The 25,070-nt window shown below is 59.2% G+C and carries 17 protein-coding genes; 5 read left to right on the plus strand and 12 right to left on the minus strand.

Features of this window, described 5'->3' with window-relative positions; all coding sequences use genetic code 11:
* Positions 1–65: 65 nt before the first annotated feature.
* On the minus strand, positions 66–2,654 hold the full coding sequence (locus ABEA08_RS19270) for a putative bifunctional diguanylate cyclase/phosphodiesterase (protein WP_345337044.1): 2,589 nt from the start codon (positions 2,652–2,654) through the stop codon (positions 66–68).
* Positions 2,655–2,779: 125 nt separating this feature from the next.
* Here ABEA08_RS19270 and ABEA08_RS19275 point away from each other — a divergent pair, with 125 nt between their 5' ends.
* Positions 2,780–3,346 carry a uracil-DNA glycosylase family protein gene (locus ABEA08_RS19275; RefSeq protein WP_345337045.1) on the plus strand — a complete coding sequence of 189 codons (567 nt, stop codon included), beginning with the start codon at positions 2,780–2,782 and terminating at the stop codon, positions 3,344–3,346.
* 142 nt (positions 3,347–3,488) lie between these two features.
* On the opposite strand, the gene hemE is transcribed toward ABEA08_RS19275, so the two are convergent.
* Together hemE and ABEA08_RS19285 are read right to left on the minus strand one after the other, a co-directional pair.
* Entirely contained in the window at positions 3,489–4,553 is a 1,065-nt protein-coding gene (gene hemE, locus ABEA08_RS19280) for a uroporphyrinogen decarboxylase (RefSeq protein ID WP_345337046.1), read from the minus strand.
* A gap of 97 nt (positions 4,554–4,650) precedes the next feature.
* Positions 4,651–4,848 (minus strand): hypothetical protein, encoded by a 198-nt coding sequence (locus tag ABEA08_RS19285; protein WP_345337047.1) that lies wholly within the window; start codon positions 4,846–4,848, stop codon positions 4,651–4,653.
* 103 nt (positions 4,849–4,951) lie between these two features.
* On the opposite strand from ABEA08_RS19285, the gene rsd reads away from it, so the two are divergent.
* Complete coding sequence (rsd, locus tag ABEA08_RS19290) at positions 4,952–5,434, plus strand: sigma D regulator (RefSeq protein WP_345337048.1); 483 nt, start codon at positions 4,952–4,954, stop codon at positions 5,432–5,434.
* Positions 5,435–5,565: 131 nt separating this feature from the next.
* Here rsd and acnB read toward each other — a convergent pair whose 3' ends face one another.
* From acnB to ampD, 9 genes are all read right to left on the minus strand, one after another.
* Positions 5,566–8,160, minus strand: coding sequence for a bifunctional aconitate hydratase 2/2-methylisocitrate dehydratase (gene acnB / locus ABEA08_RS19295; protein WP_345337049.1), 2,595 nt, complete (start codon positions 8,158–8,160; stop codon positions 5,566–5,568).
* Positions 8,161–8,547: 387 nt separating this feature from the next.
* Positions 8,548–9,543 (minus strand): DUF4382 domain-containing protein, encoded by a 996-nt coding sequence (locus tag ABEA08_RS19300; RefSeq protein WP_345337050.1) that lies wholly within the window; start codon positions 9,541–9,543, stop codon positions 8,548–8,550.
* Between the two features lie 168 nt (positions 9,544–9,711).
* The gene (locus tag ABEA08_RS19305; protein ID WP_345337051.1) at positions 9,712–14,118 is read right to left on the minus strand and encodes an EAL domain-containing protein; all 4,407 of its coding nucleotides are present in this window, start codon (positions 14,116–14,118) and stop codon (positions 9,712–9,714) included.
* Between the two features lie 118 nt (positions 14,119–14,236).
* Entirely contained in the window at positions 14,237–15,667 is a 1,431-nt protein-coding gene (gene lpdA, locus ABEA08_RS19310) for a dihydrolipoyl dehydrogenase (RefSeq protein WP_345337052.1), read from the minus strand.
* Positions 15,668–15,849: 182 nt separating this feature from the next.
* Complete coding sequence (aceF, locus tag ABEA08_RS19315; protein ID WP_345337053.1) at positions 15,850–17,457, minus strand: pyruvate dehydrogenase complex dihydrolipoyllysine-residue acetyltransferase; 1,608 nt, start codon at positions 17,455–17,457, stop codon at positions 15,850–15,852.
* A gap of 14 nt (positions 17,458–17,471) precedes the next feature.
* Positions 17,472–20,138 (minus strand): pyruvate dehydrogenase (acetyl-transferring), homodimeric type, encoded by a 2,667-nt coding sequence (gene aceE / locus ABEA08_RS19320; RefSeq protein WP_345337054.1) that lies wholly within the window; start codon positions 20,136–20,138, stop codon positions 17,472–17,474.
* 58 nt (positions 20,139–20,196) lie between these two features.
* Positions 20,197–20,955 (minus strand): pyruvate dehydrogenase complex transcriptional repressor PdhR, encoded by a 759-nt coding sequence (gene pdhR, locus ABEA08_RS19325; RefSeq protein WP_345337055.1) that lies wholly within the window; start codon positions 20,953–20,955, stop codon positions 20,197–20,199.
* A 223-nt stretch (positions 20,956–21,178) separates the two neighbouring features.
* Complete coding sequence (gene ampE / locus ABEA08_RS19330; protein WP_345337056.1) at positions 21,179–22,033, minus strand: beta-lactamase regulator AmpE; 855 nt, start codon at positions 22,031–22,033, stop codon at positions 21,179–21,181.
* A gap of 1 nt (position 22,034) precedes the next feature.
* Positions 22,035–22,607, minus strand: coding sequence for a 1,6-anhydro-N-acetylmuramyl-L-alanine amidase AmpD (gene ampD, locus ABEA08_RS19335; RefSeq protein ID WP_345337057.1), 573 nt, complete (start codon positions 22,605–22,607; stop codon positions 22,035–22,037).
* Between the two features lie 112 nt (positions 22,608–22,719).
* Between ampD and ABEA08_RS19340 the strand changes: the two genes are divergently transcribed.
* The 3 genes from ABEA08_RS19340 (at position 22,720) to ABEA08_RS19350 (ending at position 25,034) form a co-directional block, all read left to right on the plus strand.
* Positions 22,720–23,238 (plus strand): retropepsin-like aspartic protease family protein, encoded by a 519-nt coding sequence (locus ABEA08_RS19340; RefSeq protein ID WP_345337058.1) that lies wholly within the window; start codon positions 22,720–22,722, stop codon positions 23,236–23,238.
* An 11-nt stretch (positions 23,239–23,249) separates the two neighbouring features.
* Positions 23,250–24,101, plus strand: coding sequence for a carboxylating nicotinate-nucleotide diphosphorylase (nadC, locus tag ABEA08_RS19345; protein WP_345337059.1), 852 nt, complete (start codon positions 23,250–23,252; stop codon positions 24,099–24,101).
* 489 nt (positions 24,102–24,590) lie between these two features.
* Positions 24,591–25,034 carry a pilin gene (locus tag ABEA08_RS19350; RefSeq protein ID WP_345337060.1) on the plus strand — a complete coding sequence of 148 codons (444 nt, stop codon included), beginning with the start codon at positions 24,591–24,593 and terminating at the stop codon, positions 25,032–25,034.
* Positions 25,035–25,070 lie beyond the last annotated feature (36 nt).

Raw genomic sequence — 25,070 nt, forward strand, 5'->3', positions numbered from 1 at the left:
GGGCAACGTCACCGCAACGCTGCAACCAAAAAGCGGCGCCCGAAGGCGCCGCACACTGTCTGTTATCAGGTTTCCATCATCGCATCTTGCGCTTCAAGCACCGGATGGTAGGTTTCCAGATCCTTCGGCCGGCCTAAGCCATAGCCCTGGGCGTAGTTCACCCCGATGGTCTTGAGCCGCTGCAGGGTTTCCTGATCCTCGACAAACTCCGCCACGGTCTCGATCCCCATCACCCGACAAACATCGTGGATGGATTTAACGATGGCGTAGTCCTTGGGGTTGTTGGCCAGATTGCGGACAAAGCAGCCGTCGATCTTAACGTAATCCACCGGCAACTGGCGCAGATAGCCGTAAGAGGCAAAGCCGGAGCCAAAATCATCCAGTGCGAAGGCAAAGCCACGACGGCGCAAGGCATGCAGGATCTCCAGCGCGTGATTTTCATTGCCAATGGCGGCGGTTTCCGTCACCTCAAAGCAGACGGTGTGGCTAGGGATCCGATAGGTTTCGCACATCTGATCGATGTAACTCACTAGGCCGTCACTGGATAAGGTGGTGCCCGACAGGTTGATGGAGATCACCTGACTGTCCCAAAGATGGCTGTTGCGCGCCAGCCACTCGAAGGATTTGCGGATCACCGCTCGGTCCACCTGCGGCATCAGATTGAAGCGCTCCGCCGCCGCAATGAATTGGCCCGGCGCCAGAATGCGGCCGCCCTCCTCTTTAATGCGCAGCAAGATCTCACATTTACGCTTATCGCTGCTGCCGTGCACCGGCTCGATCGGCTGATAGAACAGCACCAGATCATCATTAACGATGGCATCATTGATCCGCATCGCCCACAGCGGCGCATTGCGCTGATGCGCCAGATCCTGATCCAGCGAATCAAAGAAGTGGATCTGACTCTCGCCCCCCTTGGCCTTGGTGGCGTGACAGGCGATCTCCGCATCCTTGAAGGTTTCCCGCGGCGTCTGCTCACCGTGGCGCAGAAAGGCCACCCCGATGCTGATCCCCACTTTATAGCTGCCCGAATCCCAATACAGGGTGATCCCCTGCACGCCATCACTGAGGGTCTTGAGCAGCCGGGCCGCTTCCAGCGCCGAGGTGTCCGGCATGATTAAGGCAAACTCGTCCCCGCCGATCCGGGCCAACAGATCACCCGAACGGCAGCACTGCGTCATCTCATGCGCCACATCCCGGAGCATGCGATCACCGGCTTCGTGGCCGCAACTGTCGTTGATAAGTTTAAACCGGTTTAGATCCATGTAACACACCGCGTGCTGGCCCCGGCGTTTCGCCAGATCATCCAGCGTGCGCTCAAACACATGGCGATTAAACAACCCGGTGGTGTGATCCCGTTCGGACTTTTGCTGCAGCTCTTGCTTCATCTGCTCTGAGCGGGTCACATCGCGCAGCACCATCACTGCCCCCAGCGTATTGCCTTCGCCGTCGAGCGTACGTGCCGCATTGTATTCCAAGGTTTGCCAACGCTCACCACGCGGCACAACCACCTTGCCTTCCTGATTGATGCGACCGGATCCCAGCAGCTCCGTCAGCGCGCCATGCAACTCCTGACCGGCGCTGCCCGCCACCAAACTCGATAGGGTACACTGACGCACCGGGCCGTGATCCACCGCCAGAAGACGCTCCGCCACCGGGTTCACCAGCTCGATCCGAGCCTTGTTGTCCACCATTACCACCGCATCGCTGACCGCCCGCAACAGGGTATTCTTTTGCTGGCGGTTATGGTGGCGCTGACGGAACAGCTCGTTGCATAGCTGGGCCAACTCCGCCAACTCCCGATCCCCACCCAGTGGCATCGGCTGGCTCTGTTTATGGTTGGCCAATTGACTGTCTAACTGAATCGAAAAACGCCGCAGCGGGTGCAGCATGGAGCGTTGTGCCAACAAAAAAAACAGCAAGAGCGCAACCAAGATCAGGGTCAGCATCAGCAACTGCAGGTGCAGCATCTTGCTACTGAGATCGTCGGTAAATTGACTGCGATACTGAGGCTTCAGCTCGAGCGGCGGACCAAACAGCGTCGGCAACTGCAACGCCTGAGGGGTGGTCAGCTCGGCTGGGACAATGCGCACCCCATCCATGCGAACGTGGCGAGCGATCAAGGGCTGGATCACCTCTTCGTTGATCGTCTGCACCATCAAGAGTCCGCGCCAGCTTCGATGCTTCAAAGGCAGCGAGATATAGGCTAAGGGCTGATCACGCAGGCTGGCAAAACCGCTGCGCTCGGTCTGAAAGCCCTCATTCGCTAACTGGGGCTCCAGCTCTTTTACCAAGGCCTCCAAGGTGCCATCGCTTTGGCGACTGTTGGGCAACAGAGGTCGCAGCTCGCCATGGTGGTTCACCACCAACACCCAATGCCGGGCCAGATAGCTGCGCAACAACAGGTGATCCTGTACCTCATGGCGCGACAACTCCACCGCCGTACGCACCTCCAGCAACTCGCTGCGGCGTTGCTGCAACAAGCCATCAAACTCGACCTGCAGATTTGCGCGTTCAAGTCCCTGTTGCTGCTGGTTAAACCGGCTAACGCCATCACGAGTCAGACCGTACACCGCCAACGAGACCAACAACAGGACTGGCATCAGCAGGCCAAACACCAATAATATCAAACGACGGGAAAGCTTTATGGCTGGCAACGATCTGAACCCCGTTCTGGCGCCTGTGGGCATCTCAAAATTCCTAACTAGCGACCAATTAAAAAAATATCTTTAAAAAATAAAAGCATACCAGCCTAACCCCACTCCTAGATGTGAGCAAACTGATGGCCAGCTTCCCGATCTCTCCCCATGCTTGTCGGCATTGCCAGGACAAACTTGAGCCCAACCCCGTCACTCAGTTAGACGGCCGCGCCCGCCTGTTGATCATCGGTCAAGCGCCGGGACTGAAGGTACATCAAACTGGGATCCCATGGAACGATCCCAGCGGTCAACGCCTGCGCCAGTGGCTCAACATGCCACCCGAGACTTTCTACGATCCGGCGCACGTCGCTATCCTGCCGATGGGATTTTGCTATCCGGGCCGGGGGCGCCATGGCGATAATCCGCCGGATCCGCGCTGTGCGCCTCTATGGCACGGCCCCATCCTCAACGCCCTGCCCAATATCGAACTCACCTTGCTGATCGGTCAATACGCCCAGCGCCATTACCTAGCGTCATTCTCCACTTTGACAGAGACGGTGCAACGTTGGCAAACCTGGGCCCCCTCACAGCTGCCTTTGCCCCACCCTTCGCCCAGAAACAATCTCTGGCTTCGGCGCAATCCCTGGTTTGAGCGCGAACTGATACCGGCTCTCCAGCGGCGGATCCTGGCGATGGGCCTGTCAGCCTAAGCACGCCCCAGTGTCGATCCAAACTCGCTGCTGGCAGGCCGCACCCGATAGGGTCCCAGAGGCAAACCGAGTCTAACTCCCATTAAAAAACCGGCCATGGGCCGGTTTCTTTAGCAAGACACGGTTTTAACAACAACCGCGCTTAACGATGATAAGGCTTGGACAGCTCATGCACCGCCTTAATAAAGGCGCCGGCATGTTCCGGATCCGCATGCTGGTGGATACCATGCCCCAGATTGAAGACGTGCCCTTCGCCCGGGCCAAACTCACCCAGGATCCGGCTCACCTCCTCTTCGATGCGCGGAACCGGTGCATACAGCATCGAAGGATCCATATTGCCCTGCAGCGCCACTTTGTCGCCAACCCGAGCACGGGCCGCGCGAACATCAACGGTCCAATCCAGACCCACCGCATCACAGCCGGTGGCCGCGATGTCTTCCAACCACTGGCCGCCCCCTTTGGTGAACAGCACCACTGGCACTTTCTGACCGTCATGATCACGGATCAGACCATCGACGATCTTATGCATGTACTGCAGGGAAAACTCGCGATAGGCCGGCCCGGACAGTGCGCCGCCCCAGGTATCGAAGATCTGAACCGCTTGCGCGCCCGCTTTGATCTGGGCGTTCAGATATAGGATCACCGACTGCGCCAACTTATCCAGCAACAAGTGCATCATCGCCGGCTCAGCAAACGCCATCTTTTTGATCTTAGCGAAATCTTTCGAGCTGCCGCCCTCCACCATGTAGGTCGCCAACGTCCAGGGACTGCCGGAGAAGCCGATCAGTGGCACCTCACCTTTGAGCTCACGGCGAATGGTGCGGACTGCATCCATAACGTAGCGCAACTCCCCCTCAGGATCCGGGATCGGCAGAGCTTCAATCGCCCGTTGGCTGTCCGCCAAGGTTTGAAAACGTGGACCTTCGCCGGTTTCGAAGTAGAGCCCCAACCCCATCGCATCCGGGATGGTCAAGATGTCAGAAAACAAAATAGCGGCGTCCAGCGGGAAACGACGCAATGGCTGCAGTGTCACCTCACACGCCAACTCTGGATTCTTACACAGGCTCATAAAGTCGCCCGCTTCGGCGCGCGTTGCCCGATATTCAGGTAGGTAACGGCCGGCCTGGCGCATCATCCATACTGGGGTCACGTCCACCGGTTGGCGCAACAAAGCTCGCAGGTATCGATCGTTTTTTAATTCTGACATTTTGTTTATCCCTAACGCATAACCAGCAACAAATGTGGCGCCATTGTAGCATCGCGGTAGCAAATTTATACGTAGCACGCGTGAGACACGCCACAAATTAACCAAACGCCAAAGCATGCAACCATTGCGATAAATCGTGGCGAACCGACATCAGTCGAAAAAAACTCCCTTGCGCCGCCCCCAATGACCGCGCCCCCGGCGCAATACCCCGCCCCCACTCCGTCTCAGGCTCTCGCTGGCCTGAGTGTCCGGTGCCATTGATGGACAGAAGTAACTCCGCGAACCCGCGTTTCACAGTCATGATCCTCTTATCAGCGAAAAAAACCGTTGATCGATTTGCAATCACAGACTTAAATGGAAGGACGGAGAGACAACAGGGCTTGGAAGAGGACGACGCGATGCTGACAAAATTAGAACATGCAGTGAACGCTTGGGGTGGCGCCAATAAGCTCGTCGATCAGTGGCTGGAGAATCGCCGAGAACTGCTGATCACCTACTGCCAACTGGCCGGGTTGCCCCCATATGACAAAGCCGATGGTGCCCTGCCCAGCGAGGAGCAGATCAAATCCTTCTGCAATCAACTGGTGGATTACGTCTCTGCCGGCCACTTCGAGGTGTACGATCAGGTCGCTTCCGCCTGTGAACGTAATGGCAAAAAAAGCATGGCGTTAGCGGAGACTTTATTACCCCAGATCAGCGCCAGTACTGACATCGCCCTCGACTTCAATGACAAATACACCAATGGTGTGGATGAAGAGACCTTGATGCAACTCGATCAGGAGCTGTCCCAACTGGGCCAGGCAATGGAGGAGCGCTTTGAACTCGAAGACCGCCTGTTAGAAACCCTGCACAGCCACCACAGCGAGGCCGAAGCCAGCTGAACCTCTTCGCCAGATAAAACAGCGCCCCGCTTTAGCGGGGCGCTGTTTTATGTAACGGTTAAAAGCCAGACAGACGCCGACCCGGCCGTCGCCTGAAGCCCAGGCCCTTATGCGCCTGGGCTTCGGCTCAGTTACGCCGGCTGCTGCAAAATAACCTCTTGCGCAGGTTTGGTGTATTGCTCCATCAAATGGAAATTGAGGTAGCGATAGGTATCCGCCGCCTGAGCATCAATGGTCTTAGCGTACGCCAGGTACTCCTCCACCGTCGGCAGTTTCCCGGTAATGGAGGCAACCGCAGCTAACTCCGCCGAGGCCAGGAACACATTGGCACCTGTTCCCAAGCGATTCGGGAAGTTACGTGTGGAGGTCGACACCACGGATGCACCGTCCGCGACCCGAGCCTGGTTGCCCATACACAGGGAACAACCGGGCATCTCGGTACGCGCGCCAACTCGGCCGTAAATGCCGTAATAGCCTTCGTCGATCAGCTGTTGCTGATCCATCTTGGTCGGTGGCGCCACCCACAGGCGGGTCGGCAGGGCCCCTTTGTGCTTATCCAGCAACTTACCGGCCGCACGGAAATGACCGATATTGGTCATGCACGAACCGATAAACACCTCGTCGATCTTCTCACCCTGCACCTCAGACAACAGGCGAGCATCGTCCGGATCGTTTGGTGCACACAGGATCGGCTCCTTGATCTCAGCCAGATCGATCTCGATCACCGCGCTGTATTCCGCATCGGCATCGGCTTCCATCAACTCGGGGTTGGCCAGCCAGGCTTGCATCGCACTGATCCGGCGCTCGATGGTACGGCGATCGCCATAGCCTTCGGCGATCATCCACTTGAGCATCACAATATTGGAGTTCAGGTACTCGGCGATCGGCGCCTCACCCAACTTGATGGTACAACCCGCCGCAGAGCGCTCCGCGGACGCATCAGACAGTTCAAACGCCTGCTCAACCGTCAGTTGCTCAAGCCCTTCGATCTCCAATACGCGACCGGAGAAGATGTTCTTCTTACCGGTTTTTTCCACGGTCAGCAGCCCCTGCTGGATAGCGTAATAAGGGATCGCATGCACCAGATCCCGCAAGGTAATGCCCGGTTGCATCTCGCCTTTGAATCGGACCAGAACCGACTCAGGCATATCCAGTGGCATCACCCCGGTCGCTGCCGCAAACGCCACCAATCCGGACCCAGCCGGGAAGGAGATCCCCAATGGGAAACGGGTGTGAGAATCGCCACCGGTGCCGACGGTATCCGGCAGCAGCATGCGGTTCAGCCAAGAGTGGATCACCCCATCACCGGGACGCAACGACACGCCGCCGCGATTCATAATGAAGTCAGGCAAAGTCGCGTGGGTATTCACATCCACCGGCTTAGGGTAGGCGGCGGTGTGACAGAATGACTGCATGGTCAGATCGGCAGAGAAGCCCAAGCAGGCCAGATCCTTCAACTCATCCCGGGTCATCGGCCCAGTGGTATCCTGGGAGCCAACCGTGGTCATCTTCGGCTCACAGTATTGGTTCGGGCGCACACCAGCAACACCACAGGCCTTGCCGACCATCTTCTGCGCCAGGGTGTAGCCCTTGTCACTCGCCGCCACATCCACCGGACGACGGAAGATCTCAGACGGAGCCAGACCCAGTGCTTCACGGGCTTTGTCGGTCAGTCCGCGCCCGACGATCAGCGGGATCCGCCCGCCAGCCTGCACTTCGTCCAACAGGACATCGGTCTTCAGGCTAAATTCGGCGATCACCTCACCGGCGTCGTTCTTCACTACGCCGTCATAGGGATAAACCGTGATCACATCGCCCATGGCCATCTTCTCGACCGGCATCTCGATCGGCAGTGCGCCAGCGTCTTCCATGGTGTTAAAGAAGATCGGTGCGATCTTGCCGCCAAAACAGAAGCCACCGCCGCGCTTATTCGGCACGCCGGGCAGATCGTCCCCCATAAACCACAACACCGAGTTGGTGGCCGATTTACGCGAGGAGCCCGTCCCAACCACATCACCGACGTAAACCAGTGGGTGGCCTTTCGCGGTCAGGGAGTCGATGGTCGAGATGGGGCCGACTTCGCCATTCACGTCCGGCGTAATGCCTTCACGTGCCGTTTTTAGCATGGCCAAGGCGTGCAGTGGGATATCCGGACGAGACCAGGCATCCGGTGCCGGCGATAGGTCATCCGTGTTGGTTTCGCCCGGTACTTTAAAGACCGTCAGGGTGATGGATTCCGCCAAAGCCGGCTTGGAGGTAAACCATTCGGCATCGGCCCAGGATTGCAGCACGGTCTGTGCATAGGCGTTGCCGCCTTTCGCCAACGCCACCACATCGTGGAAGGCATCGAACATCAGCAGGGTATGGGACAGGGCTTTAACGGCCAATGGGGCCAGGCGGTCATTGCTCAGCTGCGCGATCAGCGGCTCAATGTTGTAGCCGCCCTGCATGGTGCCGAGCAATTCGGTCGCGCGCTCGGCGCTGATCAGCGGGCTCTGCGCCTCGCCCGTGGTCAGTGCGGCCAAAAAGCTCGCCTTAACGTAGGCGGCCTCATCCACACCGGGTGGGATCCGGTTTTCCAGCAGATCCAACAGGGTGGCTTCTTCGCCGGCCGGCGGGTTCTTTAGCAGCTCAACCAACTCGCTGGTTTGCTGCGCATCGAGGGGCTTGGGAACGATCCCTTGAGCGGCGCGCTCTGCGACGTGCTCACGATAGGCTTCTAACACAACTCACTTCCTTCTCTAGCTGGCAAGCTCACGACAAGCTGCACTTCCTGTGAACGGATGGGGTGGTGTGCTGACAGAGGAAAAGAATGAGTTGCTGCTCGCTGGAACCGCTTCACTGCGCCCGATCTCACATCAGAGATCCATCACTGACGCACGCTGCTAGCTCCCCGAAAAGGCGTGTTACCCTTCTTATTCCCTGGAAAGCAGTACCAGTCTATTGTGTGACCTAGACCACATCCTTCGGGGGTGGGGGCAGTATAGCGATCTTGTGCACAGTTTTAAATCAGCAAGCCGGACTACACGACCAAAGGCGAATAGCCCAATAAACAAAACGGACGTCCAGTGACGTCCGCTTTTAATCAATCGTTCGGCAAAGCTCAGTGCATGCTAAGGGGCGATCACCAGCAGATCTTGCACGGTTTCCTGCTCCGCCACGACCGTCACATCCACATAATGCTGATAGATAGCGAAGTCGGTTTCATGGCTCTCAGGTTGATCCAGCCCCGCCAAACAGCTGTAGCCGATGCTGTAACTGCCCTCACCCACAAAGCCAAACTGATACTGATCGTCCTCGCCCACCGTGGCCACCGCGGCCGGCTCCACCAAGGGGCTGCCTGAAGGGTAGCTGGCGCTGCCGATCACATCCCCCATGCCGGTACGATCGAGCGAGCCCACATACAGGTACGCGGCATGGACGATCGGATCGGTGGCAGAGAGATCGTTGATACAGGCGCTGGCCTGAGCCTCAGGCAAGGCGCCGCTGATACTGCCGGCCGCCGCCGTATTCAGCAGGGTCACGGAGTTGGGTTTAATGAACATACCCGCCTGCCCCACCGGATCCACCAGACCTTTATGCAGATCAAACTCCGCGACGAAGTTATTGATCCCGGTATTGATGGTCAGCAATCGATCGCCCTCGGCCAACTTCAACCGACCCGCCGCAGAGGTATCCGGCTTGGTGCCAAAGCAACTGCCTTTGGCATTCACCTGCAACGGCACAGTGCCATCTGGGGTTGTCACGTAGGACAGATCGGCATTGCCCACCTCGCCGTCCAGGGCATAGAGGCACATGCGGTAATCGCCCACCGGCAACTCGAGATCCGTCACCAATGGATGCACGGTCGTGCCGGGATTTTTCAACAGATCCACCCGCTCGGGCGCCCCGTTTTCTGCGGCGAAGTCGATCACGATCGGATCGCCGCCGCTCTCGGGGATCAGCACCACATGATTAAACACCAGCACCACTTCACTGGCCTCCTGAACCGGCGCATCGGATACGCCAAAGTTCAACCGCCCGGTCTGCTCAGCATCATTGCCGTCGCTGCCACAGCCGCCCAGTCCCGCCAATAAGATCGTCGCCATCAATGGGTAACACGTTCTCATCTACACTCCCTATCGAGATCAATTGTTCTGATCACATCGCAGTTGAGTGTAGAACACGGTCAATACCTTGCAGATCTTCCGACAAACGCCAAAGCAAGCCAAACCGCATGCACTCACACAGTAAACGTTCTCGCGCCCCCCTTCGACTGCAGCGCCGCAGCATGACCCCTACTCCAACATCAACTCAGATTGCGCCGGCAGCGCCACATCACGATACGCTTGCAACCGAATACAGCACTGCTCAGCACTCATGGGCTTAGCAAAATAGTAGCCCTGCGCCAGATGGCAGCCATTGGCTTGTAGGTAGGTTAGCTGCTCACGGCTCTCCACCCCCTCCGCCACCACCTCGAGTTGCAGGTTACGCCCCAGATCAATGATGGTACGGACGATCGCCGCCTCCGGCCCCGTAGACGACAAGCCCTGAATAAAACGCCGATCGATCTTAAGCTGATCGACCGCAAACTGACTGAGGTAGGCCAAACTGGAGTAACCGGTACCAAAATCATCAATAGCCACCGACACGCCCAGCTCACGCAACGCTTGCAGCTGGCGGCGCGCCAGGCTGATCTGGCGCATCAACACCCGCTCGGTGATCTCCAGACACAACTGCTGTGGTGCCAGGCCGGAGCCGCGCAGCGTGGCGGCCACATACTCGACAAAATCCGCTTGGCGAAAATGACGAGCGGAAACATTGACCGCTAAGGTAAACCGCCGCCCCAGCCCCCAGCGCGCAAACTGCTCGCACGCCCGCTTCAGCGCCCACCGATCCAACTCAAGGATAAAGCCATTGGCTTCGGCCAAGGCGATAAACTGCTCCGGCACCATCTGCTGTTGTGCCTGAGGCTCGTTGCAACGCAACAAGGCCTCGGCGCCGATGGGCTGCTGCTGCTCGATGTCATACACCAGCTGATACACCATCTGTAATCGATCATGGTGCAGCGCTTGACGCACAATGTGCTCGTTCTCCAATTGATAGGTCGCCTGCGCATCACGCTGATGCGAGTAAAAGCTGCACTGGCCGCGCCCCGCTTCCTTGGCTTGATACATCGCCAGATCCGCGTGCTTGATCAGCCCATCGGGCCGCTGGGCATCCTGAGGGGCACAGGCGATCCCGATGCTGGTCGAGAGATAAAACACCTGCCCTTGCAACTCAAACGGCTCCGCGATCGCCGCCAGCAGGCGCTGCGCCAAGGCCGATAATGCACTGCGCTGCGAATAGTGTGGGATCAGGATCAGGAACTCATCGCCACCAAATCGACCCAGGATCTCCGACTCCCCCAACGCTTCGCGCAGACGATTGGCCGTCTCGATCAGCAAGGTATCCCCCATCGGGTGGCCGTAGGTGTCATTGATGTGCTTAAAGCGATCCAGATCCAGGAACATCAAGGCGACCGGCTCACCCAGCAAACGATTCTCCTCCAGACGCTGCTGTAACTGCTGGGTAAAGTGGCTGCGGTTGGCCAGCCCGGTGAGGGGATCAAAATTAGCCAGTTGGGCCAAGGCCAACTCAGCCTGCTTGCGTGATGAAATATCGGAGAACAACAATACCCAGCGACGCACGCCATCTTGCTGTATCACACTAACGTTCAACAGCGCTGGAAAGCGCTTGCCCGCGCGACCCCGCAGCGTGATCTCCCCCTGCCAGTCCTGCTCGAGTTGCGCCAACTGCGCCAGCGCCATTGGCTGCTCCGGCAACCAAAACTGACTAAAATTGCTCCCCCGTAACGCCGCCAGCGGCAGCGCCAGCATGGAAGCCGCCGCCGGATTACACACATCCACCCGCCATCCGCCATCCAGGATCACCCCGCCCTCTGCCGCATGTTCAAACGCCAGCGCATACAGGGAATGCTCCTGCTCTAAGCGCCGCGAATCGGTGATGTCGGTGTAGATCCCGGTCATCTTCAGCGCCCGGCCGCTGTGATCGCGCACGACCGCCTGCCCAGTCGCCCACAGCCAACGCCAACGTCCCCGGTGATCGGCCTGACGGAAGCGCGCCTCGTAACGATCCGAATGGCCCATCACGTGATCGCGCCACAGCTTGCGCACACGCAGCCGATCATCCGGATGGATCGACAGGGCATCGAGATCCAATGAGGTGCGCATGCCATCCGCGCTAAATAGGCATTGCCTATCCCGCAACTGCAGTTGATTGCTGCTGGCTCCCCACTCCCACGTGTCGGCCCGACTCGCGCTCAGCGCCAGCTTCAGCTTGCGCTGGCTCTGATCCAACTGCTGCAGCGCCTGCAACCGCACCCGACGGCGCCGTAGCAAGGCGCGCAACAGCCACAACAGCGCCAGCGGGATCAGCGCCAACCCCGCCCAATGCACCGGCCGCAACTGCCACCAATGCGCCGCCACGGTAAAATGAACCCGACTCGGCAAGTCATACCGAACCCCCTGCTTGGCGCCATACAGCTCCAGCACATACGCGCCATACGGCAAAGGGCTCAGCATCAGTTGGCCCGGATGAGAAAAGGCCACAGGCTCGCCAGCCACCCCATCGTGGATCAGGCGGTAGCGGAACGGCTTCGGGGTCGGATCCAGCAAGCGGTTGCTGGCAAACTGGAGGCTGATCAAGCGATGATCCGCCGGCACCGTCAGCGCTTCCGCCTCCGGCCGCAAGGCCAGGATAGTGCGGCCATCGTCCAGATGAACATTGAGCGATTCGACGATCGGCCGTTCCCCCCGCCCCACCACTGACATCCGATCCGGATCTAGGATCGTCATGCCGCGCACGCTGCCCACCATCAAGCCTAGGTGTGGATCGGCAAACAACGCGCCCTCATTAAAGTCCGTGATCCCCAGACCATCGTATTGATCCAAGCCGATCACCTCGTCCAACACGGGATCGATCTCATACAGATACGTGTCGCACCCCAGGATCACCTTGCTCTGCCACGGCACGGCAAAGTTCGGGTTGTCACACTGGATCCCCCAATGGCTGCCGATGGGCAGCAGATCCTGCCAGCGACTGTCGTATTGCCAGATCCCACGGCCAAAGCTGCCAAACCAGATCCGCTGGGACGACAGGGGCAGGATCATGCTGATCTCATGGCTGCGCTCCGACTCCGGCAGCAGCGCTAACAGCGAATGGTACTGATCATCTTCATCGAGATAACCCCAGATGTCTTGCCCGCCGAGCCACAACACCCCATCGCCATCGCGCACCACATTGCGCAGACCGCTGACCAGTTGATCCGCCAGCGACAGAGGCTCCAGCCGCTGCTGCCCGGGCCACCAACGGTACGCGTACAGATCGGTGAGCAGCCAAACCGATGCGCCATCAGCCACCAACTGCCAGATCCGGCGATCCCGCATTGCCAACTCACCGGCGGGATCCAGCCTTTCCACCGATTTATCCACCCGATCGAGCCGGTATAACCCATCCGAGCTGCCGATCAACAGATCCCGCTCACCGTGCGCCAACAACGCCCATACCGAGCCGGTCTCCGACAACCCCGGCAGGGTTAACAAACGGTGGGTGCCGAGTGCGCGATCAAACCATTGGATCCCACCGTCCGTACCCAGATAGAGCTCGTCGCCTTCGGCAAAGATCGACCACACCGTATCATTGCTCATAGCCGGGTAGCGCTGGCGGCCAAAGCGATCGAGTACAAACTCCGCCGCGGGTCGGTAGCCCAGCACCCCCTCATAATCGCTCAGCAACCAGAGTCGCCCGCGGCCATCCAGATGCAGCTTCCCCACCAGCTCGGTACGAAACTCCGCTTGCCACGGCTGCTCAACCCGTTCCGGCTCAGCGGCCTGCGCCGGCCAGAACCAGAGCTGGCCCCGACTGAGCAACCAGCGATCGCCGTAGCCGTTGATCGCCAGATCCCACACCAGCTGATCCCAGATCGGCTCTGGCTCCACCTTCTGCCCCAGCAGATCCAGCGCAAACAACCCACCAGTCGAGGCCAACAAGGCTCGCTCGGGCAGATCCTCCGCGATGCTGTACAGCTCCCCCCGCTCCGGCTGCCACAGATCCCGCTGCAACACCTGCCCTTGCGCATCGAGCTGCCATAACTGGTATTGCCCCATCAGCCACAACGTCCCGTTGTCTTGCACCCACACCCGTTTCCAGCGCATCTGCGCCGGCAGGGTATTCAATAGGGTGAGTTCGCTGAGGGAGCCATCCAAGGTAAACAGCTGGCCCTGGCCGCTGACGAACCAGATCTGACCATGCCGATCCTGAAAAAAGTGGCGGGTTGAGATCGGATCGCTCAGGGCCGGCAGGCGCTCGGCAAGCAACTCCATCCGATTTTCCGCGATGTGATACACCGCCAGTTGCTGAGCGGTGCTGATCAACAGACGATGATCCCGCAGCGGCAACAGCGCTAGGATCACCGGATTGGGCAGCAGCCGCTGATCCTCCTGCAGATCGATGCGCCGGATCAGGCGATCGCTGATCCGATAGAGGCCATCCTCGGTGCCGACCCACAGCAGACCATCGGGATCCTCCGCAGCCGCGGTCATGGTCTGATTTAGCAAACCCTGCTCACTGCCAAAGACCCGGTAGACATCGGCGTACGCCATGGCACTGCTCAGCCACAACAAAGCTAACAGGAATCTGATCACGTCAATCCGTTGTACGTTAAGTCCTTTTTGCTTACGTTACGCGAATTTAGGTCAATTTTCATCCATCAAAAAGGCGATCCGAAGATCGCCTTTTCATCCCATCAGTACGCAGATAGGTTTAGCGTTTTTTCTTGGCTTTGGGGTTGGGCAGATCGGTGATGCTGCCCTCATACACCTCGGCCGCCAACCCGATCGACTCATGCAAGGTCGGGTGCGCATGCACGGTCAGGGCCAGATCTTCCGCATCACAGCCCATCTCGATCGCCAGGCCGATCTCACCCAGCAGCTCACCGCCGTTGGTGCCGACCACGGCCCCCCCGATCACCCGGTTGCTGTCCTTATCGAAGATCAGCTTGGTCATGCCATCCGAGCAATCCGAGGCGATCGCACGGCCGCTGGCCGCCCAGGGGAAGGTCGCCGTTTCATAATTAACGCCCTGCGCCTTGGCTTCCTTCTCCGTCAGGCCCACCCAGGACACCTCGGGATCGGTATAGGCGATAGACGGGATCACCTTAGGATCGAAGTAATGCTTCTTGCCCGCGATCACCTCAGCCGCCACATGGCCCTCGTGCACCCCTTTGTGCGCCAGCATTGGCTGACCGACGATATCGCCAATGGCGTAGATATGGGCCACATTGGTGCGCATCTGCTTGTCGGTTTGGATAAAGCCGCGCTCATCCACCGCTACCCCAGCATTCTCCGCCGCCAGCAGCTTGCCATTGGGGGCTCGGCCGATCGCCACCAGCACCGCATCGTATCGCTGCGGCTCAGCCGGGGCTTTCTTGCCTTCCATGGCGACGTAGATCCCGTCCTCCTTGGCCTCGACCGCAGTCACCTTGGTTTCCAACATAAAGTGGAAACGCTTGTTCATGCGGCGCACAAACGGCTTGACCACATCCTTATCGGCCGCGGGGATCACCTGATCCAGCATCTCCACCACCTCGACCTTGGAGCCCAGTGACTCATACACAGTGCCCATCTCCAGGCCGATGATCCCACCGCCCATGATCAGCAGACGCTCGGGGATCGACTTCAGCTCCAGCGCATCGGTGGAGTCCCAGATCCGCGGATCCTCATGGGGAATGAATGGCAGCTCGATGGGGCGGGAGCCCGCCGCGATGATGGCGTTATCAAATTTCACCGTGGTGATCTTGCCATCGTCAGCCACCACCTCAATGCTGTGCGCGCCGGTGAACTGGCCTTTGCCCTGCACGATCTTCACCTTACGCATCTTGGCCATGCCACCGAGCCCACCGGTCAGCTGACCGATCACGCCCTCTTTGTAGCTGCGGATCTTATCCAGATCGATCTCAGGCGCACCGAAGCTGATCCCATGGCTGGAGACCATCTTGGCTTCCTCGATCACCTTCGACATATGCAGCAACGCCTTGGAAGGGATACAACCGACGTTGAGACAGACCCCACCTAGGGTGTTGTAACGTTCGATGATGATGGTTTCCAGGCCAAGATCGGCAGCGCGAAACGCTGCGGAGTAGCCTGCCGGGCCTGCGCCGAGTACGACGACCTGAGTCTTGATCTCGTTGCTCATGTTATTCCTCTGATTATTCTGCATTCCTTTGGGGGCAACGGCATTGTACGCCCACCGGGAGGGAAACAGAAGGTGGATCACAAAGGATCCCCTTCCCGTGACTTACACCAGCCAAATCCACCACTTAACCCGCTCAAACCGACACGCTATCGCGCCGCTGCAGCCCAAGTGTCAGCCCGGCCTTACAGGGTTAACTTACGGATATCGCTCAGGTAGCCCGCCAGGATACTGCTGAAGCGCGCCCCATCGGCACCGTCGATCACCCGGTGATCGTACGACAGCGACAGTGGCAGCATCAGCCGAGGCTCAAACTCACTGCCATTCCAGACCGGCTTCATCTCCGACTTGGACACCCCGAGAATGGCCACCTCCGGCGCATTGACGATGGGGGTAAAGGCGGTGCCGCCGATCCCGCCCAGGCTGGAGATGGTGAAACAGCCACCCTGCATATCCGACGCCATCAGCTTACCGGCGCGGGCCTTCTGCGAGATCGCCATCAACTCTTGCGACAGCTGGTAGATCCCCTTCTTATCAACGTCCCGCACCACAGGCACCACCAAGCCATTGGGCGTATCCACCGCCACGCCCACATGGATGTACTTCTTCAGCACCACGCTCTGGCCATCCTCCGACAGCGACGCGCAGAATTGCGGCAGATCCGCCAGGGTCTTGGCCACGGCTTTGAGGATGAACACCAGCGGGGTGATCTTAAAGCCCAGCTCCTGCTTGGCGACCACCTGATTTTGCGCCTTACGGAACGCTTCCACCTCGGTGATATCCGCCTGATCAAACTGGGTCACGTGCGGGATCATCGCCCAGTTGCGCGCCAGATTGGCACCGGACAATTTCTTGATCTTCGATAACGGCTTCTCTTCGACGTCACCAAACTTACTGAAATCGACCTTGGGCCAGGGGATCAGATCCAGACCACCGCCCGCGCCGCCGACCGCCGCGCGACTGACCGCACCGGACTGCACCTGGGCCAGCGCCGCTTTGACGTAGCCCTCCACATCGACCTTCAGGATCCGCTGCTTGCGGCCCGTGCCCTTCACCCGAGACAGATCCACCCCCAGATCCCGCGCCATTCGGCGGATCAGCGGGGTCGCATAGGCATAAGCGCTGTTCTCAATAAACCCGGTCGCCGCTTCCGTGTGGGCCACGAGATCCGAATCCACCGGCACCGGATGCGGCATCTTGCCCACCGGCTCTGGCTCTGGCTCTGGCGCTGGTACCGGTGCTGCTGGCGCGGCCCCTTCGACCGCGAAACGCATGATCGCCGTGCCAGTCGAGACCGTATCGCCCACCGCCACGTCCACCGACTGCACCACCCCGGCGAACGGCGCTGGCACCTCCATCGAGGCCTTATCACCTTCGACGATCAGCAGCGATTGCTCCTCGCTCACCGAGTCGCCCACCGCCACCAGCAGCTCGGTGATCTCGACGTCATCGCCGCCGATGTCCGGCACCACCACCGTGGCCAGTTGAGCCTCACCCGACGCCGCCACGGACTGACTGGCAGCCGGCTCCGCCGCATCTGCTGCGCTGTCTTCTGCCGCGTCCGCCGCCTCAAACTCCATGATCAGCGCGCCGGTGGCGATCCGATCGCCGATCGCCACCCGGATCGCAGCAACCACACCGGCCTGACTGGCGGGCACCTCCATCGAGGCTTTATCGCCTTCGACGGTGATCAACGACTGCTCTTCCTCAACCCGATCGCCGACCGCAACCAGGATCTCCGTCACTTCAACTTCGTCGGCGCCAATATCCGGTACTTTGATTTCAATAGCCATGATGGTGCAATCCCTTACGCGTACAGTGGGTTGGTTTTATCCGCATCGATCCCGAACTTGGCCATCGCCTCGCTCACAACCGATCCTGTTATCTTGTCTTGCTTGGCCAGCTCCGCCAGGGCGGCGATCACCACATAATGGGCGTTCACCTCAAAATGGCGTCGCAGATTCGCCCGGCTGTCGGAGCGACCAAAGCCATCGGTGCCCAGCACCTTGTAGCTGATCGCGGGCACATAGGCGCGCACCTGCTCGGCGTAGTTCTTCATGTAATCGGTGGCGGCGATCGCCGGTGCGCCACCCAAGATCTGACTGATGTAAGGAGTGCGTGGCGCCTCGGTGGGATGCAACATATTCCAGCGCTCAACATCCTGGCCATCGCGGGTCAGCTCATTGAATGAGGTAACCGAGAACACCTGGGAGCCGATCCCGTAATCGTCGGACAGGATCTGCGCCGCCTGCAGCACCTGGGTCATGATGGTGCCCGAGGAGAGCAACTGCACCTGGCCCTGCTCACCCGGGTAGGTGCACAGCGGGTAGATCCCGCGGCGAATGCCCTCTTCCGCCCCTTCCGGCATCGCCGGCTGGGCGTAGTTTTCGTTCATTAGGGTCAGGTAATAGAACACGTTTTCCTGCGCCGGGCCGTACATCCGCTGGATCCCGTCCTGCATGATCACCGCCACCTCATAGGCGTAGGTGGGGTCATAGCTGATGCAGTTGGGTACCGTATTGGCCAGCACCAGGCTGTGGCCATCCTCGTGCTGCAACCCTTCGCCATTGAGGGTAGTGCGCCCGGCTGTTGCGCCAAGCAGGAAGCCGCGGGCCTGTTGATCCCCCGCCATCCAGGCCATGTCGCCCACCCGCTGGAAGCCGAACATCGAGTAATAGATATAGAAGGGGATCATCGGCAGATCGTTGGTGCTGTAAGAGGTGGCCGCCGCGACCCAAGAGCTCATCGCCCCCAGCTCGTTGATCCCCTCCTGCAGTACCTGACCCGAGGTCGACTCCTTGTAGTAGGACACCACATCCCGATCCTGCGGCGTGTAGTGCTGACCTTTGGGGTTGTAGATCCCGATCTGGCGGAACAGCCCCTCCATACCAAAGGTGCGGGCCTCATCGGCGATGATCGGCACCACGTTCTTGCCGATCCCCTTATCCTTGAGCAGCAGGTTCAAGGCGCGGACAAAGGCCATGGTGGTGGAGATCTCGCGCTTTTGCGCCTCCAGCAGGCCCTTAAAGCTGTCCAGCGTCGGCAGCGTCAATGGCTGGGTAAACTCCGGCAAACGCTGGGGCGTGTAGCCCAACAACGCTTCACGACGACTGTGCAGATAACGATACTCCGGCGAGTCTTGTGCCAGCGTCAGGTAAGGCAGCGCATTGACCTGTTCATCCGAGACCAGATCCGCCAGCCCCAGTCGATCCCGCAGCTGCACCACATGGGTCATGTCCATCTTCTTGACTTGGTGGGCGATGTTCTTGCCCTCCGCCGCTTCGCCCATGCCGTAACCCTTGACCGTCTTGGCCAGGATCACCGTCGGCTTGCCCTTGGTGCTTTTGGCGTTCATGTACGCCGCATACAGCTTGGAAGGCGAATGGCCACCGCGCTGCAGTGCGAAGATCTCATCGTCGGTCATGTCCGCCACCAAGGCCGCCGTCTCCGGGTAGCGACCGAAGAAGTGTTCGCGCACATAGGCGCCGTTCTTCGACTTATAGGTCTGGTAGTCGCCGTCCACGGTTTCGTTCATAAGCTGCAGCAGCTTGCCGGAGGTGTCTTTGGCCAGCAGCTTGTCCCAGCCGTTACCCCAGATCACCTTGACCACATTCCAGCCCGCGCCCTTAAACAACCCCTCCAGCTCCTGGATGATCTTGCCGTTGCCCATCACCGGGCCATCGAGCCGCTGCAGGTTACAGTTGATCAGGAAACACAGGTTATCCAAGCCTTCGCGCGCGGCAAAGGAGATGGCGCCGCGGGACTCCGGCTCATCCATCTCGCCGTCGCCCAGATAGGCATAGACCCGCTGATCCTTGGTGTCCTTCATGCCACGGCCATCCAGATACTTGAGGAAGCGCGCTTGATAGATGGCGCTGATCGGCCCCAGGCCCATGGAGACGGTGGGAAACTGCCAGAAAGTCGGCATCAGCTTGGGGTGCGGATAGGAGGAGATCCCCTCGCCATCCACCTCCTGGCGGAAGTTATCCAGTTGGGCCTCGCTCAGGCGACCTTCGAGGAAGGCGCGGGCGTAGATCCCCGGCGAGATATGGCCTTGGTAGTAGACCAGATCGCCGCCATCCTTGGCATTGGGGGCGCGGAACAGGTGGTTAAAGCCGACCTCATAGAACGCGGCGGCAGACTGATAGGAGGCCATATGACCGCCCAGATCCAGATCCTTCTTGGAGGCGCGCAGCACGATCATGATGGCGTTCCAGCGGATAATGGAGCGAATGCGCCGCTCCAGACTGATGTCGCCCGGATAGGCCGGCTCATGTTGTGGTGCAATAGTGTTGAGGTAGTTTGTGTTGATCCCGGTGGGGAGATCAACGCCATCGAGGCGGGCTTGTTCGATCATCTGTTCAAGCAGGAATTGGGCACGTTCAACGCCGTCCTCCTGCATGACGGAAGCCAGGGCTTCCAACCATTCCTTAGTTTCTTGCGTATCGACGTCGTGACCAATGGGGTTTGACATGACTTAGGACCTTTGTGCTTCTGGCCGCCTCGACAGCGACGCTAGTGATCTGAAACGGTCACAATTGATCGTTTCTCATTCGGCGAAGACTGCGCTGTTGGCGGCTGTCTTCACGGCGCACCTCCAGCGTCACTTCTTCGATGTAAGACAGGTGTTGGTTCGAGGCCGTGCGCGCCGCGTCGGGATCCCGCGCCAGGATCGCGGTGATCAAGGCCTCACGATGGATGTTCGCCGCCTCCGACGAGCCCTCGCGGCGATATAACTGCTCCAAGTTCTCCGCGACGTTGCGTTGCAGCAGGGGCGCCAGACTCAGCACCAGGTGCAGCATGGCGACGTTGTGTGACGCCTCTGCCACTGAGCAGTTGAACTCGACAATCGCCTTAGCTTCCGCCTCCGTGTTGCCCTGCACCTCTTTGATCTGCTCGATCTTACGGCGCATCGAGGCGTGATCCGCATCGGTACCGCGCAGCGCCGCGTAGTAGGCCATCATGCCCTCCGTCGCGTGACGGAACTCGAGCAGGTCATACTGGGACTCGGGGTTGTTCGCCAACAGCTCAACCAGGGGATCCGACAGGCTGTTCCACAGCTGCTGCTTCACATAGGTACCGCCGCCCTGCCGGCGGGTCAGTACCCCCTTGGCTTCCAGCTTCTGAATGGCCTCACGCAACGACGGGCGCGAGACCTCAAACTGAACAGCCAGCTCCCGCTCCGGCGGAAGCTTCTGTCCCGGCTTCAGGCTGCCTTCGAGCACCATCTTTTCTAACTCTTTGACAATGACATCGGACAGCTTGGGCTGACTAATTCTGCGGTAAGCCATAGGGCATTCTTTCCAATATGTTAACGAATAGTGTTAATTGGTATGACCATTGAAAACCTGCCACGAAATGTAGCAGACCTCACATCACCGGATCAACCACCTTGACCACCGTCACATTTATTTATTTAGCGTGAACAGTGGCATTGCCTGATTATGGCAGGTATTTGACGTGATGGTCAGACCAATATGATTAGGGGTGGGCTGAGCCTAAGTTAGGATCGTACTAGGCCAAGACTCCCAAGATGGTCAAAATAGAAACCACGATAAGGAGCAAGATAAGGTTACGTTTAGCCAGTTGCAGCAGCGCCATGGTTGACTGCACACACACCGGCTCCTGCTCCGCATTGGCCGGCAACTCCTCCGCCGCCAGCGCCACCTGGGTGATCACACTGCGCGCCGGCACAAAAGGATCCAGGATCAGCGGGATCAACACCGTCATGGCGCGGGAGAAGTGGCCGGACAGGGCGAAGCCAAGCGCAACGATGCGACAGGGCAACCAATCGAGCAGGTGCAGCAGCGGGCCGATCAGTGGCCGCTTCAGCTGCTGCTGGGCAAAGTGATCGTGATACGCACGCACGGTGCAGTAAAACAGCGCCACCGCCGGCCCCAGCGCGACGAAGTAGAGGGTCACGGCGGCGTAATAGCGGTAGTTCAACCAGGCCGCGATCTGGCCCATATGCACGCCGATAGACAACTCGGATCGATCCTCCGTGCTCTGGCCGCAATCGAGTTGCTCGACATAGTGATAGCAGGCCTGGGTATCGCCACGGCAAGCCGCCACCAGATACTGGCGAAAGCGTTCGCGCAGCGGATTGTGGCCAAACAGCAGCAGACCGATGCCGATCCACACCGCCAGATGCCACACACCAAACCAGGTGCCGATCACGCCTTGGATCACCCAATGCACGCCGAGGGCGGGCAGCAACAGGGCCACCAGCATATAAGGCCACTGTTTCAGCTTTTGTTCATCAAACAACACCTCGCGGTAGCGTGCAAACACGGGTTCAAACTGTAACCGGTCGCCCAACAAACGGGCCCGCTCAATAAAGAGTACCAGCAACAAAGAAAACAGGGCCATATCAATCGTCCATTAATCTGAAGAAATGGTCCCAGTCAAACGCCGGGCCAGGATCGGTTTTACGCGTCGGCGCGATATCGCAGTGGCCAGTGATCCGCGTGCGTGTGATCAAAGGATACTGTCTCATCAGGGCCTGCGTCACCCCAACAAGTGCCTGATACTGCGCATTTTCATACGGGATGTGATCGCAACCTTCCAACTCGATGCCGATCGAATAATCGTTGCAGCTGGAACGCCCGTCGAACGCGCTTACCCCCGCATGCCAGGCCCGTCGATCAAACGGCACAAACTGAATGATCTGGCCATCCCGGCGGATCAACAGGTGCGCCGACACCGCCAAGCCCTGCACCTCACGCAGCGCCGGCGTGTCCGGCTGCACGCACCCCAGAAACAGCTGCTGAATATAGGGCGCGCCAAACAGCCCCGGCGGCAGGGTAATATTGTGGATCACCAATAGGCTGATCGCCGTGCCCTGCGGCCGCGGCCCCTGAAAGGGCGAGAAACAGTGCTGAGCCGAGCGCAGCCAGCGCCCCTGCGGCTCCAGCTGCGGTTGGCAAAATTCGCCCTGCGCCATGGTAATTCCCTCACTTGTTGCAAATAATAAAGCCTACTACAAGCCTCAACCCGTAGCCTGCCCACCGGGCACGCGCAACGCGCCAAGCGCCCACGACCATAACAGGAACCGCATGACGCCATCACCCCGAAGCGGCCAAGGTACCGGCAAAATCATGTTTATGTTGGCCTGGATCGCCCTCGCCAGCCTGCTCTACCTCTATTTTGACCGTCAGCTCAGTCAGCGCCACAACCCCAATCAACAGGTGCAGGGTCAGATCAACCAAGGGATCGTCGAGATCCAGCTGCAGCGCAACCGCCAAGGCCACTATGTCACCAGCGCGCTGATCAACGGCCAGGAGGTGGTGATGCTGGTCGACACCGGCGCCACCGAGATCTCCATCCCCGCCCGCGTCGCCGACCGCCTCGGCCTGGCCCGCGGCCACCGTTTTCCGGTCAACACCGCCAACGGCAGCATCGATGTCTATCAAACTCGGATCGACACCCTCTCCATTGGCGTGCTAACCCTGTATGATCTGTCTGCCAACATAAACCCCGGCCTGGACAGCAACACCATCCTGTTGGGCATGAATGCCCTGAAAGATCTGGAGTTGATCCAGCGCGGGGACACCCTGACCCTGAGAACGTATTAGGTTGAAACACCATGCTGCAAAACGATATCCGTCTGGCGGTTGCCGCCGCCCTTGAAGAAGATCTCGGTGGAGCGAGCCCGGCAACGGGCGATATCACCGCCCAATTGATCCCGGCCGATCGCTACGCCGAAGCCACGGTGATCACCCGCGAAGACGGGGTATTCTGCGGCAAAGCCTGGGTCGAGCAGGTGTTCAACCAGCTCGGCGGCGAAGTGGCCCTGAAGTGGCACGTCGATGACGGCGATCTGGTGGTGGCCAACCAAACCCTGCTTGAGCTGGCCGGCCCCGCCCGCCTGCTGCTGACCGGCGAGCGCACCGCGCTTAATTTCGTCCAGACCCTGTCCGGCGTCGCCAGCCTGACCCAGCAATACGTCGCCCACATCGAAGCCACCGGCTGCCGGCTGCTCGACACCCGCAAGACCGTGCCCGGACTGCGCACCGCGCAGAAGTACGCCGTCACCTGTGGCGGCGGCAAGAACCACCGCATCGGCCTGTACGATGCGTTTCTGATCAAGGAAAACCACATCGCCGCCTGTGGCGGCATCGACGCCGCCGTCAAGGCGGCCCAGGCGCTCAAGCCCGACGCCCCGGTTGAAGTCGAAGTCGAGAGTCTGGATGAACTGGCCCAAGCGCTGGAAGCGGGCGCCGACATCATCATGCTGGATAACTTCGACACCACCATGATGCTGGACGCGGTTAAGCTGCGCGATCAGCTGCGCGCCGCCACCAAGCTCGAGGTGTCCGGCAACGTCACCCTGGCCACCATCGGCGACTTCGCCCGCACCGGCGTCGACTTTATCTCGGTCGGCGCCCTGACCAAGCACGTGCGCGCGCTGGATCTCTCCATGCGTTTTCGCGCCTAACCGCCGCTAAACCGCGCTTAAGCCACATTCGAGCCGGAGTGCAGCGCCCAGCCGCAGCACTCCGGCTATTTTGCCCGCTCTGAAAACCCTGCCTAAATCACGCCCGCCCCCGCCTGCCAACATCAGCGCATGCGCGACCGCGGCGCCGCTCACAAACAAAATTCGCGACCCCACCCAAAACCCGCATTCACCGCCATTTATCTCGCCCCGGCACCAGCCGCCGCCAGCTATCCCAAACATTCCGCCTTTTTCACTATCTTTATCCCCAAGTCATCGCAATCAGGTCCGAAATTGCGCCCCCGCCCCATACCAACGGCGTTGATAAAACAACCATTTGTTGATTTACTGTGAACAACCTCGCTTGCGCACTGGTCTCACTCATCTAGATTTAGAGGGGTGATGGGTCATCGAACGCAGCTTGATGCGCATCACCGCAGCGAGGGTTTAACGGATTATTTACGTACGATGGCGACTTTGGAGAGATGGACCATGAAACGGACACACCAGCAACAGCAAGGCTTTACCTTAATCGAACTGATGATCGTGGTGGCGATCATTGGGATCTTGGCGGCGATCGCACTGCCTGCGTATCAAAATTACACTAAGAAAGCCAAAATGACTGAACTAGTGACGGCAACCGGTACCATGAAAACCGCATATGAAGTTTGCGTTCAAGTTAATGGCGGCACAACAAATTGTACCACCGCAAAAGGTAGCGGCTTAGCTGACACGACATCAAGTGGTGGTGCAATAGACATCAAATTAACAAGTGGAAATTCAAGCGCCCCCAAAATCACAGCTAGTTTAAATACTGCCCTCGGCCCCCTAGCTTCAGGAGTAGCATATGTATTGACAGGAAGCGTTGCATCTGCCGGTACGGTTACTTGGACAGGCTCATGTACTAATGCAGACGATTTCTGTCCAGCTAACTAATAATGGTTGCTTAGCCACTTACGCGAATCTGAAACC

This window comes from Ferrimonas pelagia (assembly GCF_039543565.1).
In the GTDB taxonomy this organism is placed as follows: Bacteria; Pseudomonadota; Gammaproteobacteria; order Enterobacterales; family Shewanellaceae; genus Ferrimonas; species Ferrimonas pelagia.